Below are 15435 nucleotides of genomic sequence, written 5' to 3'. Positions count from 1 at the left end.
GGAACATCCAAGAACATGGGCACGATAAGGCAGTTTTTCTCGTATTATGCGCCCTATAAGGGCCTGTTCGTGCTCGATTTCGGCTGCGCGATCCTCTCCGGCCTGCTGGAGCTTGGCTTCCCCCTGGCGGTGGCCCTGTTCATCGACCACCTGCTCCCCGCCCAGGACTGGCCCCTCATCATGACGGCGGCCGGCGGCCTGCTGGTGCTCTATCTGCTCAATACCGGCCTCATGGCCGTGGTCACCTATTGGGGCCACATGCTGGGCATCAACATCGAGACGGAGATGCGCCGTAAGGCCTTCGACCATCTGCAGAAATTGTCCTTCTCCTTCTTCGACAACCACCGCACCGGCCATCTGGTGGGGCGCCTCACCAAGAACCTGGAAGAGGTGGGCGAGGTCGCCCATCACGGGCCGGAGGATGTCTTCCTGGCCATCATGACCTTCATCGGCGCCTTCCTCTTGATGCTGACGGTGAACGTCCACCTCGCCTTGATCACGGGCGCCATCGTCCCCGTGGTGGCCTGGGCCACCAGCCGCTATGGCCGTGATATGACTGAGAATTTCCGCTCCCTCTTCGGTCGGGTCGGCGCCTTCAATGCGCGGATCGAGGAGAATGTGGGCGGCATCCGCGTGGTCCAGGCCTTTGCCAATGAGGAGCACGAGCGCTCCCTCTTCGCCCGCGACAATTCCGGCTACCGCCTCACCAAGCTCGCCGCCTACCGCCTCATGGCCGCCAACATGGCGCTCAGCTATCTGGGCATGCGCCTGACCCAGGTGGTGGTGATGGTGGCGGGGACCTGGTTCGTCATCCGGGGCGAACTGAGCGCCGGTGGTTTCGTGAGCTTTCTCTTGCTCGTGGGCGTGTTCTTCCGACCATTGGAGAAGATCGCCGCAGTCGTCGAAATTTACCCGAAAGGCATTGCCGGTTTCCGATCCTATCTCGACTTCCTGGCCACCCGCCCGGACATCGCCGACCGGCCCGGCGCCCGTGATCTGTCTGGGGTAAGCGGCAATATCCGCTATGAGGCGGTGCGCTTTGGCTACAGCGCCGACAAGCCCGTCTTCTCGAACCTCAATCTCGACATCCGGGCCGGAGAAACGGTGGCCTTCGTCGGCCCCTCGGGGGCGGGCAAGACCACCCTGTGCTCGCTGCTGCCGCGCTTCTACGAACCCACCGCCGGGCGCATCACCATTGACGGCCAGGACGTGCGCGACGTCACCCTCGCCTCACTCCGCCGGTCCATCGGCATCGTCCAGCAGGACGTCTTCCTGTTCAGCGGCACCATCCGCGAAAACATTGCCTATGGGCGGCTCGGCGCCGGCGAGGCGGAGATCGTCTCCGCCGCCCACCGCGCACGGCTCGACGAGATGATTGCGGGCCTGCCCGCCGGTCTCGATACCATTGTGGGTGAGCGGGGCGTGAAGCTCTCCGGCGGCCAGAAGCAGCGCCTCGCCATCGCCCGCATGTTCCTGAAGGACCCGCCCATCCTGATCCTGGACGAGGCCACTTCGGCCCTGGACAGCGAAACCGAGATGGAGATCCAGAAGGCGCTGACGGCGCTCTCGGAAGGCCGCACCACCTTGGTGATCGCCCATCGCCTCTCCACCGTGCGCAATGCGGACCGCATCATCGTGGTAACCCGCCAGGGCGTGGCGGAACAGGGCGCGCACCGCGACCTGATGGCGGCGGGCGGGCTCTATTCCCGGCTGGTCCAGACCCAGTTCGCGGTCTGAACCCCGCCCCGGTGCTCGGAAACGCGCTCAGCGCCGGGCGCAGACCTGCTCCAGCAAAGTGAGGACGGCCTGGGTGTCGGCGCCGAGGCGCGGGCTCGCGCAGGGCGAGACCATGCGCTGCCCATCGATGACGATGGGGCTCCCCACCGCCGGAACCATGCCCCCGCCCGCTTCCTTCAACTGCGTCTTGAGCCCGCGATGGATCACCTGCGGGTCCTCGAACACCTGGGCCACCGTATTGATGGGACCGGCGGGCACGCCCGCCTTCTCCAGCCGCGCCAGAAGATCGTCGCGGGTGAAGGTGGCGGTGAGGGCGGCGATGGCGGCGGTCAGTTCGTCGCGATTGGCGACGCGCCCCGCATTGGTGTGGTGGCGCGGGTCGAGCGCCAGCTCCGGCGCGCCGATGGCGGTGCAGAAGCGCGCGAACTGCCCGTCATTGCCCACCGCCACGATGAGGTGGCCGTCGGAAGCCGGAAACACCTGATAGGGCACGATATTGGGATGGGCATTGCCCATGCGGTGGGGCGCGACGCCGGAGGCGAGATAGTTCATGGCCTGGTTGGCCAAAACGCTCACCTGGGTGTCCAGCAGCGCCATGTCCACGCGCCCGCCCTTGCCGGTGGACTCCCGCCGCCGCAGGGCCGCGAGGATGCCCACCGTGGCATAGAGGCCGGTGAAGATGTCGGCGAAGGCGACGCCCACCTTCTGGGGCTCGCCGTCCGGCTGGCCGGTCAGGTCCATGAGCCCGCCCATGCCCTGCACCAGATAGTCGTAGCCCGCGCGCGGGGCATAGGGACCGTCCTGGCCGAAGCCGGTGACGGAGCAATAGACCAGGCGGGGATTGTCCTTGGCGAGGCTCTCATAATCGAGCCCGTATTTGGCGAGCCCGCCCACCTTGAAATTCTCGATCACCACGTCCGTGCGCGCGGCCAGCGCGCGGATGACCTTCTGGCCGTCCTCGGTCTCGAAATCCACCGCCACCGACCGTTTGCCCCGGTTGGTGGCATGAAAATAGGCCGCCCCGATATCCGCACCGTCCGCGCCCTTCATGAAGGGCGGGCCCCAGCCGCGCGTGTCGTCGCCCGCGCCGGGACGCTCCACCTTGATGACCTCGGCGCCGAGGTCCGCGAGCAATTGCCCCGCCCAGGGGCCTGCGAGAATGCGCGCAAGCTCAAGGACACGAATGCCTGCGAGGGGAAGGGGCATGATGGGAAAGTCCGAAGGGTATCATCTCAAACGAGAGCGCCCTCCCCCTGCGGGGGAGGGCCTGGGTGATGCAGACTGTCTTCCAAACTCAGAAGAAAGCCTGAATGCCGGTGATGCCGCGCCCGATGATCAGCGCATGGATGTCGGCGGTGCCCTCATAGGTGTTCACCGTCTCCAGGTTCGCCGCGTGGCGAATGACGTGGAACTCCGCCGAGATGCCGTTGCCGCCATGCATGTCGCGGGCGGTGCGGGCGATATCCAGCGCCTTCTGGCAATTGTTGCGCTTGATGTAGGAGATGGTCTCCACCGGCAGGGCACCGTCATCCATCAGGCGGCCGGCGCGCAGGCACGCCTGGAGGCCGAAGGCGATGTCCGTGGACATGTCGGCCAGCTTGCGCTGCACCAGCTGGGTGGCGGCCAGCGGACGGTTGAACTGCTTGCGGTCCAGCGTGTACTGGCGCGCCGCCGAAAGGCAGGCTTCCGCCGCGCCCATGGCGCCCCAGGCGATGCCGTAGCGGGCGCGGTTGAGGCAGCCGAACGGACCCTTGAGGCCCTGCACGTTGGGCAGCAGGTTCTCTTCGGGGATCTCCACATTCTCCAGCACGATCTCGCCGGTGATGGAGGCGCGCAGCGAGAGCTTCTTCTCGATCTTGGGGGTGGAGAAGCCCTTCATGCCGCGCTCCACCACGAAGCCGCGGATCTGGTCGCCATGGGCGGCCGACTTTGCCCACACCACGGCAAGGTCCGAGATGGGGGAATTGGTGATCCACATCTTCGCGCCGTTGAGGCGATAGCCGCCGTCGATCTTCTCGGCGCGGGTGCGCATGCCCGACGGGTCCGAACCCGCGTCCGGCTCGGTGAGGCCGAAGCAGCCCACCCATTCGCCGCTGGCGAGCTTGGGTAGGTACTTCTGGCGCTGGGCCTCGTCGCCATAGGCATAGATGGGGTGCATGACGAGGGAGGACTGCACGCTCATGGCCGAGCGATAGCCCGAATCCACCCGCTCCACCTCGCGCGCGGCGAGACCGTAGGAGACATAGCCAAGGCCCGCACCGCCATATTCGGCGGGGATGGTGGAGCCGAGCAGGCCCAGCTCACCCATCTCGCTCATGATCTCGCGGTCGAAGCGCTCATCGAGATACGCGGAGGTCACGCGCGGCAGGAGCTTTTCCTGCGCATAGTCGCGCGCGGTGTCGCGCACCAGCCGCTCTTCTTCCGTGAGCTGGCCGTTCAGATCGAACGGGTCGGACCAATCGAATACCGCGGGTGCAGACGGGGCGCTCATTCCGGCCTCCTTATTTACATTCCGACCAGTCAGTATATATCTTTTTGGGCAAGTCAAGACGCGCTGCGACCCGCTTCGGCGTTTCCGCCGCACCGGCAGCGTTGAAACGCTCCATGTCTGTGTTTAAACGCGCTTCCCGCATGCGAACCGCCGCACCGGCCGCAGGGAAACGCTCTCGTTCGAGGCCCGATGAAACACAACGCCCCTGCCCCCGCATCGGAGAAGCCCGCCGCCCCGGAGCGGCGCATGGGGCGCCCCCCGCTGCTGGACGACCCGCGTGCGGAAATCCTGCGGGAGGCCGCCCGCCTGTTCGCGGAGAAGGGCTTTGCCGACAGCTCCCTGAACGAGCTGGCGGCGGCGATGAATTATTCCAAGGGCGCCATCTACAATTACTTCTCCTCCAAGCAGGAGATTTACGACGCCATCATCATCTCCACGCTCGCGGCCCTCTATGAGAGCGCCGTGAACGCGGTGCAGCCGAACGACCCCGCCCCCGAGCGCCTGCGCCAGTTCATGGTGGCCCACGCCACCTGCATCGAGGCGAACTACCACGCCTTCGTCACCATGCTGGTGGGCTATTCCGGCATGGCCAATGCGGAATTGAAGGACGATGCGCTGGAGCTGCGCGACGCCCATGAAGGTCTGCTGCGCAAGATCCTCGCCGACGGCATCGCGGACGGCTCCTTCCGGCCGGTGGACGTGGCCATGACCGGGCGTGCCGTACTCTCCCTGCTGAGCTGGATGACCCGCTGGTTCCGCCCCACGGGCAAGAAGAGCGGCGAGGAGATCGCGCTCGATTATTACGACCTGATGGTGAAGGGGCTGGTCTGACCCCACCGGCACGGGCTTTGCGGATGGCGGCGCGGGGCATTAATGTCCCCGCCCCGAACGCACGCAGAGACCAGAATGGCCGACGCCCGCATTGCCGCCTCCATCGCCCGCACCATCGCCGCCGAGATCGCGGCACGGCCCGAGCAGGTCTCAGCCGCAGTGGCATTGCTGGACGAGGGATCGACCGTTCCCTTTATCGCGCGCTACCGCAAGGAGGCCACGGGCGGGCTGGACGACACCCAGCTTCGCACCCTGGAGGAGCGCCTCTCCTATCTGCGTGAACTGGAGGCACGGCGCGCCAGCGTGCTGGAGACCATTCGCGGCCAGGGCAAGCTGACCGGTGATCTGGAGGCGCGCATTGCGGGCGTCACCACCAAGGCGGAGCTGGAGGACCTTTACCTTCCCTTCAAGCCCAAGCGCCGCACCCGCGCCGAGATCGCCCGCGAGCGCGGGCTCGGAGCACTGGCGGAAGCGATCCTCGCGAACCGCAACACGGCGCCGGCGGACCTCGCGGGCGCCTATGTGACGGGCGAGGTGGCGGACGTGAAGGCGGCGCTGGAAGGCGCGCGCGACATCGTCGTGGAGGGTCTCACGGAGAATGCCGACCTGCTGGGCCGCCTGCGCACCCATATGCGCGAGAAGGCCGTGCTGCATGCCAAGGTGAATGACGGCAAGCAGGAAGCCGGGGCCAAATTCTCCGACTATTTCGACCATTCGGAGAAATGGGCCACCGCGCCCGGCCACCGGGTGCTCGCCATGCTGCGCGGGCGCAACGAGGAAATCCTCTCGGTGGACATCGAGGTGGACGCCAACGACCCCGCCCCGGTGAAGCCCGCCGAACGGCTTGTGGCCACCGCGCTGGAGGTGACCGACACGCGGCCCGGCAATGCCTGGCTTATGGATGTGGCGCGCTGGGCCTGGCGGGTGCGGCTCTCCCTCAATCTGTCGGTGGACCTCATGGTGGAGGCCCGCGAACGGGCCGAGGAAGAGGCGATCCGCGTCTTCGCGCGAAACCTGAAGGACCTGCTGCTCGCCGCCCCGGCCGGCGCGCGCGCCACCATGGGGCTCGACCCCGGCATCCGCACCGGCGTGAAAGTGGCGGTGGTGGATCGCACGGGCAAGGTGCTGGACACCGCCACCGTATATCCTTTCGCCCCGCGCAATGACGTGATGGGCGCCCAGGCGGCGCTCGCCGCCCTCATCGCCCGCCACAAGGTGGAACTGATCGCCATCGGCAACGGCACGGCGAGCCGGGAAACCGACAAGCTCGCCGCCGACCTGATCGCCCGCCTGCCTGCCGAGGAGCGGCCCATCAAGGTGGTGGTGAGCGAGGCCGGGGCCTCGGTCTATTCCGCCTCGGCCACGGCGGCGGCGGAATTCCCGGACCTGGATGTGTCGCTGCGCGGCGCGGTCTCCATCGCCCGGCGCCTGCAGGATCCGCTGGCGGAACTCGTGAAGATCGAGCCGAAATCCATCGGCGTCGGCCAGTATCAGCATGACGTGGACCAGCCCCGGCTCGCCCGCGCCCTCGACGCGGTGGTGGAGGATGCGGTGAACGCGGTGGGCGTCGATCTCAACACCGCCTCCGCCTCGCTGCTGGCGCGGGTGTCGGGGCTGGGCGGCTCGCTCGCAGAAGGCATCGTCGCCCATCGCGACGCAAACGGGCCGTTCGCCTCGCGCCGTGAGCTGCTGAAGGTCTCGCGCCTCGGCCCGCGCACCTTCGAGCAGTGCGCCGGCTTCCTGCGCATTCCGGACGGCAAGGAGCCGCTGGACGCCTCCGCCGTGCATCCGGAAGCCTATGGGGTGGCGAAGAAGATCGTCGCTGCCTGCGGACGGGACGTGCGGGCGCTCATGGCCGACAGCGCGGCGCTGCGCGCGCTCGATCCGCGCGCCTTCGTGGATGAGCGGTTCGGCCTTCCCACCGTGAAGGACATTCTCGCGGAACTGGAGAAGCCGGGCCGCGATCCGCGCCCCGAATTCAAGACCGCGTCCTTCGCGGACGGCATCGACAACATCAAGGACCTGCGCCCCGGCATGCTGCTGGAAGGCACGGTGACCAATGTGGCGGCCTTCGGCGCCTTCGTGGATATCGGCGTCCACCAGGACGGGCTGGTGCACGTCTCGCAACTGGCGGATCGCTTCGTGAAGGACGCCCACGACGTGGTGAAGGCGGGTGACGTGGTGAAGGTGAAGGTGCTGGAGGTGGATGTGCCGCGCAAGCGCATCTCCCTCACCATGCGCAAGGACGGCGCCGCGCGCCCTGCGACGGGTGAGCCCCGCGCCGAGCGCCGCCCTGCCGCAGCCGCTCCCCAGCAGCGCAAGCCCGAGCCACCTGCCCAGGGCGCTTTCGGCGCCGCCCTCATGGAAGCCATGAAGCGAAACGGCCCGCGCTGAGATATGGAGGGAAAACGCTCAACGGGCGTGCGGCGCAGGCCCGTTGGGTATTTGGAGACGATGGATATGCGGGTATTTCGCTTTACCGCCAGGGCGGCGCTGCTCGCCGCAAGCCTCGCGCCGGGCATGGCCCTGGCCTCCTCCTCGGACGCCTGGGATGAGTTCCGTGTGAAGGTGCGGGCGGCCTGCCTGAAGGCGGCCGCCCCCCAGATCCCCACCGGCAAGGCGGTGGTGGATCCGTTCGGCAGCGAGAGCTACGGCCTCGCCGTGGTGACGGGCACACCGAAGGGCGGCAGCAAGGCGGCGATGCTGATCTGCGTCTATGACAAGACCAGCGGCAAGGCGGAGATCGGCTCCGAACTGCCCCTGCCGCGCTGATGGCGGCTCCCCGCGCGGCCCAGAGGCCTGGTCGGTGAGCCCAGCCTCTCCCCCATTGATCGAGGGCATTTCACATCCCGCCCGGACGCAAGACCTTGCTTCGAGGCGGGATGAGTAGCGCCCTCCTCAGGGCCGCATGGGATACTCGCCCAGGTAGCAGATGAAATAAGTGAGGGCGAGCACCGGCTGCCGGTTCTCGTGGGGGAGGTTGCCACCGCGCGGACCAATGGTCTTGTCATCCAGCCGTGCCACACCCGGCGTCTGCGGTTCGTTGGAATAGTCGAACTGGTTGAATGTCCGGGAGATGGCGTAGCCCGATCCGGGATTGTTGGACAGGTCGGCGGCCACCCCCGTGAAGGCGCCGGAAAGCCTGTGGTTGTGCGCCGGAATATGCGCGAGCGTCAGGGTAACGTCGTTCACACCGAAAGCCTCCCCATAGGCAACGGTGGGCAGCACCTGCGCCGGCCCCGCGCCCACGGCGATCCGTCCGCGGAGATCGGGGACGTTGAACGTCGTGCTCCGATCCCCGCCATAGATGCTGCCGATGATGCTGAACAATGCCGTGTATTGCTGGGGCGAATAGGCTGCTCCGTCGCAAGCCAGCCAGCCCGTTTCGTCTGTTCCGGGGGCGAAATTGTATGGGAAAGCCCGGACCTCTCCGACAAACGCTTCCATTGCCGTCTCCCTCGCTCAACCGTTGACCGGATATTCGCCGTTGACGCAGATGATGTATCCGATGCCGAGGCTCGGCATGGAGTTCTGGTGCTGCTGGCCGCCGCCCTGATTGTCCACGGCCTCGTCAGCCATTGTCTGTCTGGTGCCCCCCGGCATCAGATAGAGGCCGCTCGTGGCTCCGTTGGGCGTCACCTGCGCGAGCATGAGCCCGCTCGGCGTCTGGGAGGTCGCAACGGCAGTGGATGCGTTGAATGCGTGGCTATGGGGCGGTACCGTTGCGACAGCCCCGCGATCGCCGCCGGTGTCCCCGAGAGACCTGGGGCTCAAGCCCGGGCCCTGCCCTGTGCCGATGGGCACGGAGCCACGGAGGTTCGGCAGATTGAACCGCACATGATCGCCGCCCCAGACATTTCCCAGCAGCGTGTACAGGACCTCGTGGTCCCTGACATTCAGCGCACTCCCGTCACACGGCAACCATCCGGAAGGTGCGTAATTACCGGCAAACTGCCGGATTTCACCGATATAGGCTTCCATGTCCGCTCCTCGTCAGTTTCCCTTGGGATTGAGGTCGCCCCGCAGGATGGGGACGATCGCGCCGTGGTGCTTCAGTGGCGAGGGGGAAACAGCCCCTGGGTCGCGATGCAGAAGGACAGGACACTGAACGGCTGCATGTTGTTGTGCACACCGCCACCCTCGTAGCTGACGGTGTCGGCCCGCAGGGGCACCAACGGGTTGGATGGCGGCCCATAAACGGGAACGGTCGCGAATGTCTTGGATTGCGTGACCGGAGCGAAATACGAACCGCCCGGAAGGGGCTGACTGTCACCAGCCTGCGCGACCCAGACGGCATGCGCATGCACGGGCATCTGGCCTTCGGTCAACTGCACCGTCTCCTGGCCCGGTGCCGCGCCGACCGGATAGGTCGCGGCCCCGCCCGAGCCGGACAAGGTCGCGCCGACAATGGCCCGTCCGCGCAGGTCCGGAAGTCCAAAGGTTTGGCGCCCGTCGCCACCGAAGGCTGTGCTGAGGATGCTGAACAGGGCTGCATTTTCCCGAACCTGCAGCAACTGCCCCTCGCAGCGCAGCCATCCCCGCGGGGCATATCCGAAAGCAAAAGTGCGAATCTCACCTAACCAGGGATCCATGGGCCACCCTTGTGTTTTCGCTTTGAATTGCAACCTTTGATATATATTTATCACCCATCATGCAACCATAAATTTCATACACAATCACAGGCAACCCACCCTCATGCAGCCCGAATGCAGCATGCGGTTCCAACCAGCGCCTGACCGATCGGTGCCCGCTTCAAACGGCACACGACGACGCATCTAAGATTGAATATCTAGTGATAATATTCTCACAGGTTGCATACCCGAAAGGTGGTGAGATATGCTCATGCAACCTGAATATGAGGCTTACGCTATGCCCACGCCGTGCACCGATCAGCCCACCCCTTCCCTGCCCGCGTCGCAGGCGACGAGAGGAGAGGCTTCACGCCCCCGCTGGACGGCGCCGCGCTGCACGCAAATATCACTGACGGACATCACGCTCGCGGGCGGCGCTGGCGGCCTCGATGGGGTCACCCTTTCCTGACCTTTTGTTCGGATCAGTCCTCAGCAGGCGGCGCTCCGTTTCCTCGCTCGGTTCTGCGCATGAAATGCGCAACCGACAGGCTCCTTAATAGCTGAAGGCGCAAGCGCTGCGTCGTGCCCGCATCGGGCACGCCTGCCGGCAACCCTTCCTGTAGCGCGCCCTCCAGCACCCCCACATCCAGCAACGCCCGGACTCCCGCATTGTCGCGGGCAAGGCTGAACTCCTGGCCCAGATCCGCCCGAGCCTGACGAAACCGCTCGTGCCAGTCCGCCGCCTGCAAGCCGCGCAGGGAGGAAGCCCGCAGCGCCTGGGGAACCCGCGCCGCAAAGGCGCGGTGATAGAGCCATTTGGACTGGCCGTTCCGCAGAAACTGATCGGACGGCACGCCATGGATGAACTCAACGAGGCGCTGATCCGTGGTTGGGTCCCGTACATCCACGCCGAACGCCGCCAACTGCCCCTTCTGCTCCAGGCAGGAAATATCCAGCCGCCGGAGCATGAAAGCCGACACGCCGCGCACGCTGCGCCACGGGCGGAAGTTCGGATCATAGCCCAGGGCCATCATGCGAGCCTTGAAGGCATCGCTTTCGCGCACGTCCGGGCGCAAGGCTGAAAACCCGGCTATGCCGAGGGGGGGAGCCCCACGCGCCCGCATCATCGCCCTGTAGAGGCGCCGCGGCATTAGGGGGGCCAAGGTGCGGCCGACAAACGCGCCCGCCAGGCTGTGGCCGTTCCGCGTCAAAGCAAGGCTCTCGCGGAACCATGTCAGCCAGCGGCCGGAGATGAACAACTCCGTCACCCGCTCCACACCGGACAGACTGAGAGTGGCATTGCCCAAGCCGCCGGACAGGAGAATGCCCCGCCCGCCGCGCCCCGCCTGCCGCGCGATCTCCCGCATCCAGACCAGATTGCAAAGATTGAGCGCGGGATATTCGAAATGATGGAATTGCGCGTCGAGGTCGCCGCCGATGGTCCGGTCCGCCGCCTCCACCGCCACATGATCGATATTGGGATATCCGCGCGCCAGTTCGTGTGCGAGCGCCCATTCGTTTCCGTTTCGCCTCCCCTCGTCCGCCAGAGGCACGCCGGAGAGCGGCACATGGGTGAAGGCGCGCAGCCGCTGCCCCGTGCCTGCCAGCAGGCCCGCCGCGGTGGCCGTCACAGCCGTGCTGTCGAGGCCGCCGGACAAATGGGTCGCGATGCGCCCATCGGTCCGAAGGCGCGCACCGACCGCGCGGTCGAAGGTCTCGCGGAACGCCTCCACATAATCCTCGTCCCGCCCAAAGCGGACCGTACGGATGCGGCTCCAATCGTACCAGACATGGCGCGTCACACGCCCGTCCGGCCCGATGACCACCCGCTCGCCGGGTTCCACGCGCGAGATGCCGGCAAAAAAACTCGCCTCGCCCCGCATGGGCGCCAGAGCGAGATAGTCCCGGATGCGGTCAAGATCCGGCGCGGGGAAAATCCCGTCCAGGGCGTGAAGCCCCCGCGCCATGCTGGCGAAGGCGGCGAAGCCCGCGCCCAAATGATAGAAGAGCGGGCGATGCCCCAGGAAGTCGCGGACCAGATGCAAGCGACGCTCCAGCCTATCCCACACCGCGAAGGCATAATCGCCCACCAGATGGTGGGGCGCCTCCTGCTCCCATTTCTCCCATGCCCTCAGCAGCAGGTCTGAATCGGCGAGGCGCGCGGCATCCGCCGCATCGATGCCAAGGCGGGCGGCCAGTTCGGGCCGGTTGTCCAGCCGCATATCGGCCACCAGCCGCCATCGGCCCGCACCGCCCGACAGAGGCTGGCAATCATGCCGGTCCTCCGGCAGGAGACGCGCGAGGCCGATGCCCAGCGCCACGTCGCCTCCATCCCACGCCGCCACGCGGTCCGCCCCATAGGAAGCAAGCGCGCGCTGCATGGCGGCGCAGTCGGCGGCGGCATCCGGCCGCCGGTCCCACCGGGCAAGACCGCAAATGGCGCTCACGGCACATCCTCCAGCACGGCGGCCTGAGCCATATCCCGGATCAGGTGCGCCACATGGTCGATGGCGGACAGGTCATCGGGCCGCAGCAGCAGGAAGACCGGCACGCGCTCCGCCAGGGCTACCGCCTGTTCGAAGATCGCGCGCCTGCGGCCCATCAGGTCCGCCGCATAGGCATGGTGCGAGAGGTTCCCCAGCGCCACCACGGCCTGTGTCAGGGACAGGCGTTCCAGGCTGGGCCGCGCGATGCCCTCCTGAGGAACCAGGATGCAAACGGCCTTCAGCGGCAGCGGCCCACAGGCCGGAGCCGGAAGCGCCATATGGAACTTGTCCCGCCCCGGCATGACACGCCGGTCATCGTCCGGGCGATCGTGGAAATGCGCGGCCGCCGCCGCCCAGAGCTTCAGCGCGGGAACGCCGGGCTCCACACCCATCGTCGCAGGATCGACCACGAGTTGGTCGTCCGTGAGGAAGCGGCATCCCACTGCCAGCAGGGCGCGCAGGGCGGTGGACTTGCCCGCCCCACTCGCCCCGGCCACCGCCACCGCGCGCGCCCCGACGGCCACCGCGCCCGCATGAAGCGGCGGTGTCCCACGCTGGTGCAGCAAAGCCGCGAAGGCTGGGCCGAACAGGAAGGTCTGGATTTCAGACGCGCTCACATGCGGGACCGCATCCACCGTCAGCCTCTGTCCGTCCGCGATCCGGATACGCAGGCGGTCGGGGAGCGTGAAGTCCGCGCTATGGGGGGAATGGACCTGGAACGGGCCGGAGACCGCACCGGGCAAAGGCGTGAGTGGGCCGAACGCGATCCGCACGTCCGGCACCCGTCCGTCGGAAGCGAGCGGATCGAGATCGGGCAGTGGGCGCCCGGAGGCGACGCGCAGGCCGCCCACCCGATACTCAAAGCCGCTCATGACTTTAAGCCGCTCATGGGCGTGCGCCTTGCCGGCCCATGTCGGCGATGGCGGTGAAGCCCTCAGCCTCCGCACCGCCCAGAACCGTCCCCCCCGCCACGTCCAGCCACGCATGGGCCGCCAAGCCGCCCGCATCCCGGCGCACACCCAGGCGCACGCGGGAGCGGATTCCGCGGCGTCGCAACATGATCCAGAGGGCAACGGCCTTGACGAGGCAGGTGGCGCGCGCGGAGAGGAAACCGGCATTGCGCTCCACGCGGCGACCCAGGGCCGTCCCAGTCGCAACGTCGGCGGGAGATGCATGGGAAGCGGAGGTGTCGGGAGCGGAAGTGCCCATGATGCCGGCCAGAAGGCGGAAAGGCAGAACAAACACCAGCAGCAGGGCTGCGCACAGGGCGAGCCTGGCCTCCAGGGCCTGAAGTCGGCGGCGCATCATGCCGGGACGATCAGGTGCATTTCGAGCATTTCGTCGAGAAATGCCAAGGTCGTGGCGCGGATCTCTTCAGGCGGTCCGTCATAGTCGCGGACAAGGTCATCGCACAAAGCCGCGGCGGAGACCGGCGCGGTCAGCCGGCGCCAGATGTCGGATCCCACCCCCTCGAAACTGTAATAGCGCCCGGTGCGTGGATCCATGACCACGGCCTCCCCGCCCACTTCCGCGGAAAGCAAAGCTGCGGCGGCGGCAATGCGCATACCCGGCTGCATAGGAAACTCCCCCCATTTTACCTCCCTCTATCAAACCCAATGACGAAATTCAATTTCACACACCAACAACAGATCAAACAAAATCTTGAAGCCATTTAAATATTATCGAATATCGATTGATAAAAACAATGTCAAAAAATAGAGATATTTCAATCTTAAACTCCTTATTCGTTAAAAATTTTAATCTCGAGAAATAATGACCACTAAAACTACATGGATAAAAGTTGCACAACCAAGCATCTCTCAACCTTGAAAATCATAAAACCATGTTTGCAACCAAATTGGATGCATCTGCCATTGCCAGACATCAACGGAAAATTAACATTAGTATTTAGGATCGTGCTTGGTGTGGGTCATGTACCGATGGCTCGGGGCTCTATTTGCGCTGGTTTTCTGCAGCACATGCGCTGCGGCACAGACGCGCGTAAGCGTGCCTCTCTCCACGAAGGCGGAAACTGGCATATCCGTTGACCTGGTCTGCCGCAGCGACGGCATTGTCGGACCCTTCATCGACACATCACGGGTGGGGAGCGCGCGTTCCGGAAGCGTGACGCTCTTCACCAATTCCGACTTCGTGCGGCGGGCGCAATTCTTCGATATCGATGCGCGCAGCCTGCCCGGCATGCTGGCCCTGCCCGAAGCATGGACCTTTGTCCCCGGAGACGAGCGGCGCGGCTTCTTCATCGCCGTCGCCGACCTGTCGGCGGATGGGCGGGCCGGCGCGCTTCGCGCACTCGCTATCCAAACACGACTGCTGCTCCTGCAGGTGGCCACCTCGAAATATGTGGGCGTGCGCATCGGCGAGCGGCGGTTCCTGGTGGAAATCGACCCCCGCGCGCTGACCCATGACGCCGTCGCCCACTGCCTGACCCATGCGGGGCTCCCTGCAGCCCAGGAGCGGCTCGACGGAGCCTCCACGCCGGCTCCCCGGGAGGCCGTGAACCTGTGCGTGACACTCGCGAACCATGCCGACGCCCTCGCCGCCCTCGTCGCCACGTTCGGACGCGAGCGCCAGGCGGCGCTGACGCGGGCCGTGCGCTTTCCCACCCGAGAGCGGCTGGACTGCTTCCTCCCGCAGGAACTCGACACTGCGGATATCGGCCGCTCCACCCTCGCGGCGGGCGATGCCGCCGGGTTCGACTATCTGGCCTTCACGGCGGCGGCGGCGGAAATACCGCTGCCCACTCCGGTCTACGTGAAGCTGCGGGACGATTGGGGCGCGCGGAACCTGCCGAGCCTTGCGGAAGCTGAGGCCGAAGCGGGTAAGGTCGAGCGGCTGACCTCCATGCGCAAGGTCTATTACCAATATTCGCGCGTGCTGGCCTGCGCGGTTTCCCTGAAGCAGGTGCGCCTGGAAGCGGTGGACGAGCCCCGCATGGGCCTGTTCAAATCCACCATCACCACGCTGGAGCGCCGGATGCGCACCGAGGTGGACCTGGACGTGCTGTGGGACGAAAGCACGCGGGACTATCCCAGGATGCTCGGCTCCCTACGCATCTCCGCCTCCTCAAGCCCGACCCACACCATGTATATGTGCGCCGACGAGGTCGCCAAGCTCGATACCGCGCTGGCCCGCCTCATGGGTGCCACGGCCCCCCAGAAGCGCGATTTCGGCCCTGCCGCCATTTCCGAGGCCATGCTGCCGGAGCGGGTGTCCGCGCCCTCCCAGCCCCGCCAGCTCGCCGCGCCGTAGACCGCGCGCCTCTCCCGGGGGGCGCGCACTTCCCTTCCGCGTCCGGCGC

General features: G+C 66.3%; 14 protein-coding genes. 5 read left to right on the top strand and 9 right to left on the bottom strand.

What is annotated here, in order from left to right; translation table 11 throughout:
* The first annotated feature begins 15 nt into the window (after window positions 1-15).
* Window positions 16-1737 (top strand): ABC transporter ATP-binding protein, encoded by a 1722-nt coding sequence (locus EJJ38_RS05450; protein ID WP_127089112.1) that lies wholly within the window; start codon window positions 16-18, stop codon window positions 1735-1737.
* Between the two features lie 27 nt (window positions 1738-1764).
* On the opposite strand, the gene EJJ38_RS05445 is transcribed toward EJJ38_RS05450, so the two are convergent.
* Together EJJ38_RS05445 and EJJ38_RS05440 are read right to left on the bottom strand one after the other, a co-directional pair.
* Window positions 1765-2943, bottom strand: coding sequence for a CaiB/BaiF CoA transferase family protein (locus EJJ38_RS05445; RefSeq protein ID WP_127089111.1), 1179 nt, complete (start codon window positions 2941-2943; stop codon window positions 1765-1767).
* A gap of 88 nt (window positions 2944-3031) precedes the next feature.
* The gene (locus EJJ38_RS05440; RefSeq protein WP_127089110.1) at window positions 3032-4228 is read right to left on the bottom strand and encodes an acyl-CoA dehydrogenase; all 1197 of its coding nucleotides are present in this window, start codon (window positions 4226-4228) and stop codon (window positions 3032-3034) included.
* Window positions 4229-4474: 246 nt separating this feature from the next.
* On the opposite strand from EJJ38_RS05440, the gene EJJ38_RS05435 reads away from it, so the two are divergent.
* The 3 genes from EJJ38_RS05435 to EJJ38_RS05425 all read left to right on the top strand — a co-directional run bounded on the left by EJJ38_RS05435 (window position 4475) and on the right by EJJ38_RS05425 (window position 7831).
* On the top strand, window positions 4475-5059 hold the full coding sequence (locus tag EJJ38_RS05435; RefSeq protein WP_205666109.1) for a TetR/AcrR family transcriptional regulator: 585 nt from the start codon (window positions 4475-4477) through the stop codon (window positions 5057-5059).
* Window positions 5060-5134: 75 nt separating this feature from the next.
* Window positions 5135-7453, top strand: a complete 2319-nt coding sequence (locus EJJ38_RS05430; RefSeq protein WP_127089108.1) for a Tex family protein — start codon at window positions 5135-5137, stop codon at window positions 7451-7453.
* Window positions 7454-7519: 66 nt separating this feature from the next.
* Window positions 7520-7831 carry a hypothetical protein gene (locus EJJ38_RS05425; RefSeq protein WP_338021851.1) on the top strand — a complete coding sequence of 104 codons (312 nt, stop codon included), beginning with the start codon at window positions 7520-7522 and terminating at the stop codon, window positions 7829-7831.
* Between the two features lie 126 nt (window positions 7832-7957).
* On the opposite strand, the gene EJJ38_RS05420 is transcribed toward EJJ38_RS05425, so the two are convergent.
* The 7 genes from EJJ38_RS05420 to EJJ38_RS05390 form a co-directional block, all read right to left on the bottom strand.
* The gene (locus EJJ38_RS05420; protein WP_127089106.1) at window positions 7958-8506 is read right to left on the bottom strand and encodes a phage tail protein; all 549 of its coding nucleotides are present in this window, start codon (window positions 8504-8506) and stop codon (window positions 7958-7960) included.
* 15 nt (window positions 8507-8521) lie between these two features.
* Entirely contained in the window at window positions 8522-9040 is a 519-nt protein-coding gene (locus EJJ38_RS05415) for a phage tail protein (RefSeq protein ID WP_127089105.1), read from the bottom strand.
* Window positions 9041-9111: 71 nt separating this feature from the next.
* Window positions 9112-9651, bottom strand: a complete 540-nt coding sequence (locus EJJ38_RS05410) for a phage tail protein (RefSeq protein WP_127089104.1) — start codon at window positions 9649-9651, stop codon at window positions 9112-9114.
* Window positions 9652-10112: 461 nt separating this feature from the next.
* Window positions 10113-12077 carry an asparagine synthetase B family protein gene (locus tag EJJ38_RS05405; RefSeq protein ID WP_127089103.1) on the bottom strand — a complete coding sequence of 655 codons (1965 nt, stop codon included), beginning with the start codon at window positions 12075-12077 and terminating at the stop codon, window positions 10113-10115.
* Window positions 12074-12988 carry a hypothetical protein gene (locus tag EJJ38_RS05400; protein ID WP_127089102.1) on the bottom strand — a complete coding sequence of 305 codons (915 nt, stop codon included), beginning with the start codon at window positions 12986-12988 and terminating at the stop codon, window positions 12074-12076. The genes EJJ38_RS05405 and EJJ38_RS05400 overlap by 4 nt, the downstream gene beginning before the upstream one ends.
* A gap of 13 nt (window positions 12989-13001) precedes the next feature.
* The gene (locus tag EJJ38_RS05395; RefSeq protein WP_127089101.1) at window positions 13002-13424 is read right to left on the bottom strand and encodes a lasso peptide biosynthesis B2 protein; all 423 of its coding nucleotides are present in this window, start codon (window positions 13422-13424) and stop codon (window positions 13002-13004) included.
* Window positions 13421-13693: a PqqD family protein gene (locus tag EJJ38_RS05390; protein WP_127089100.1), complete on the bottom strand. Its 273-nt coding sequence runs from the start codon at window positions 13691-13693 to the stop codon at window positions 13421-13423. The genes EJJ38_RS05395 and EJJ38_RS05390 overlap by 4 nt, the downstream gene beginning before the upstream one ends.
* 547 nt (window positions 13694-14240) lie before the next feature.
* On the opposite strand from EJJ38_RS05390, the gene EJJ38_RS05385 reads away from it, so the two are divergent.
* The gene (locus tag EJJ38_RS05385; RefSeq protein ID WP_127089099.1) at window positions 14241-15386 is read left to right on the top strand and encodes a hypothetical protein; all 1146 of its coding nucleotides are present in this window, start codon (window positions 14241-14243) and stop codon (window positions 15384-15386) included.
* The last annotated feature ends 49 nt before the right edge of the window (window positions 15387-15435 follow it).

This window comes from Aquabacter cavernae (genome assembly GCF_003993795.1).
Taxonomy (GTDB): Bacteria; Pseudomonadota; Alphaproteobacteria; order Rhizobiales; family Xanthobacteraceae; genus Aquabacter; species Aquabacter cavernae.
The sequence above is the reverse complement of the archived record's forward strand: the minus strand, read 5'-3'. Positions and strand labels throughout refer to the sequence as shown.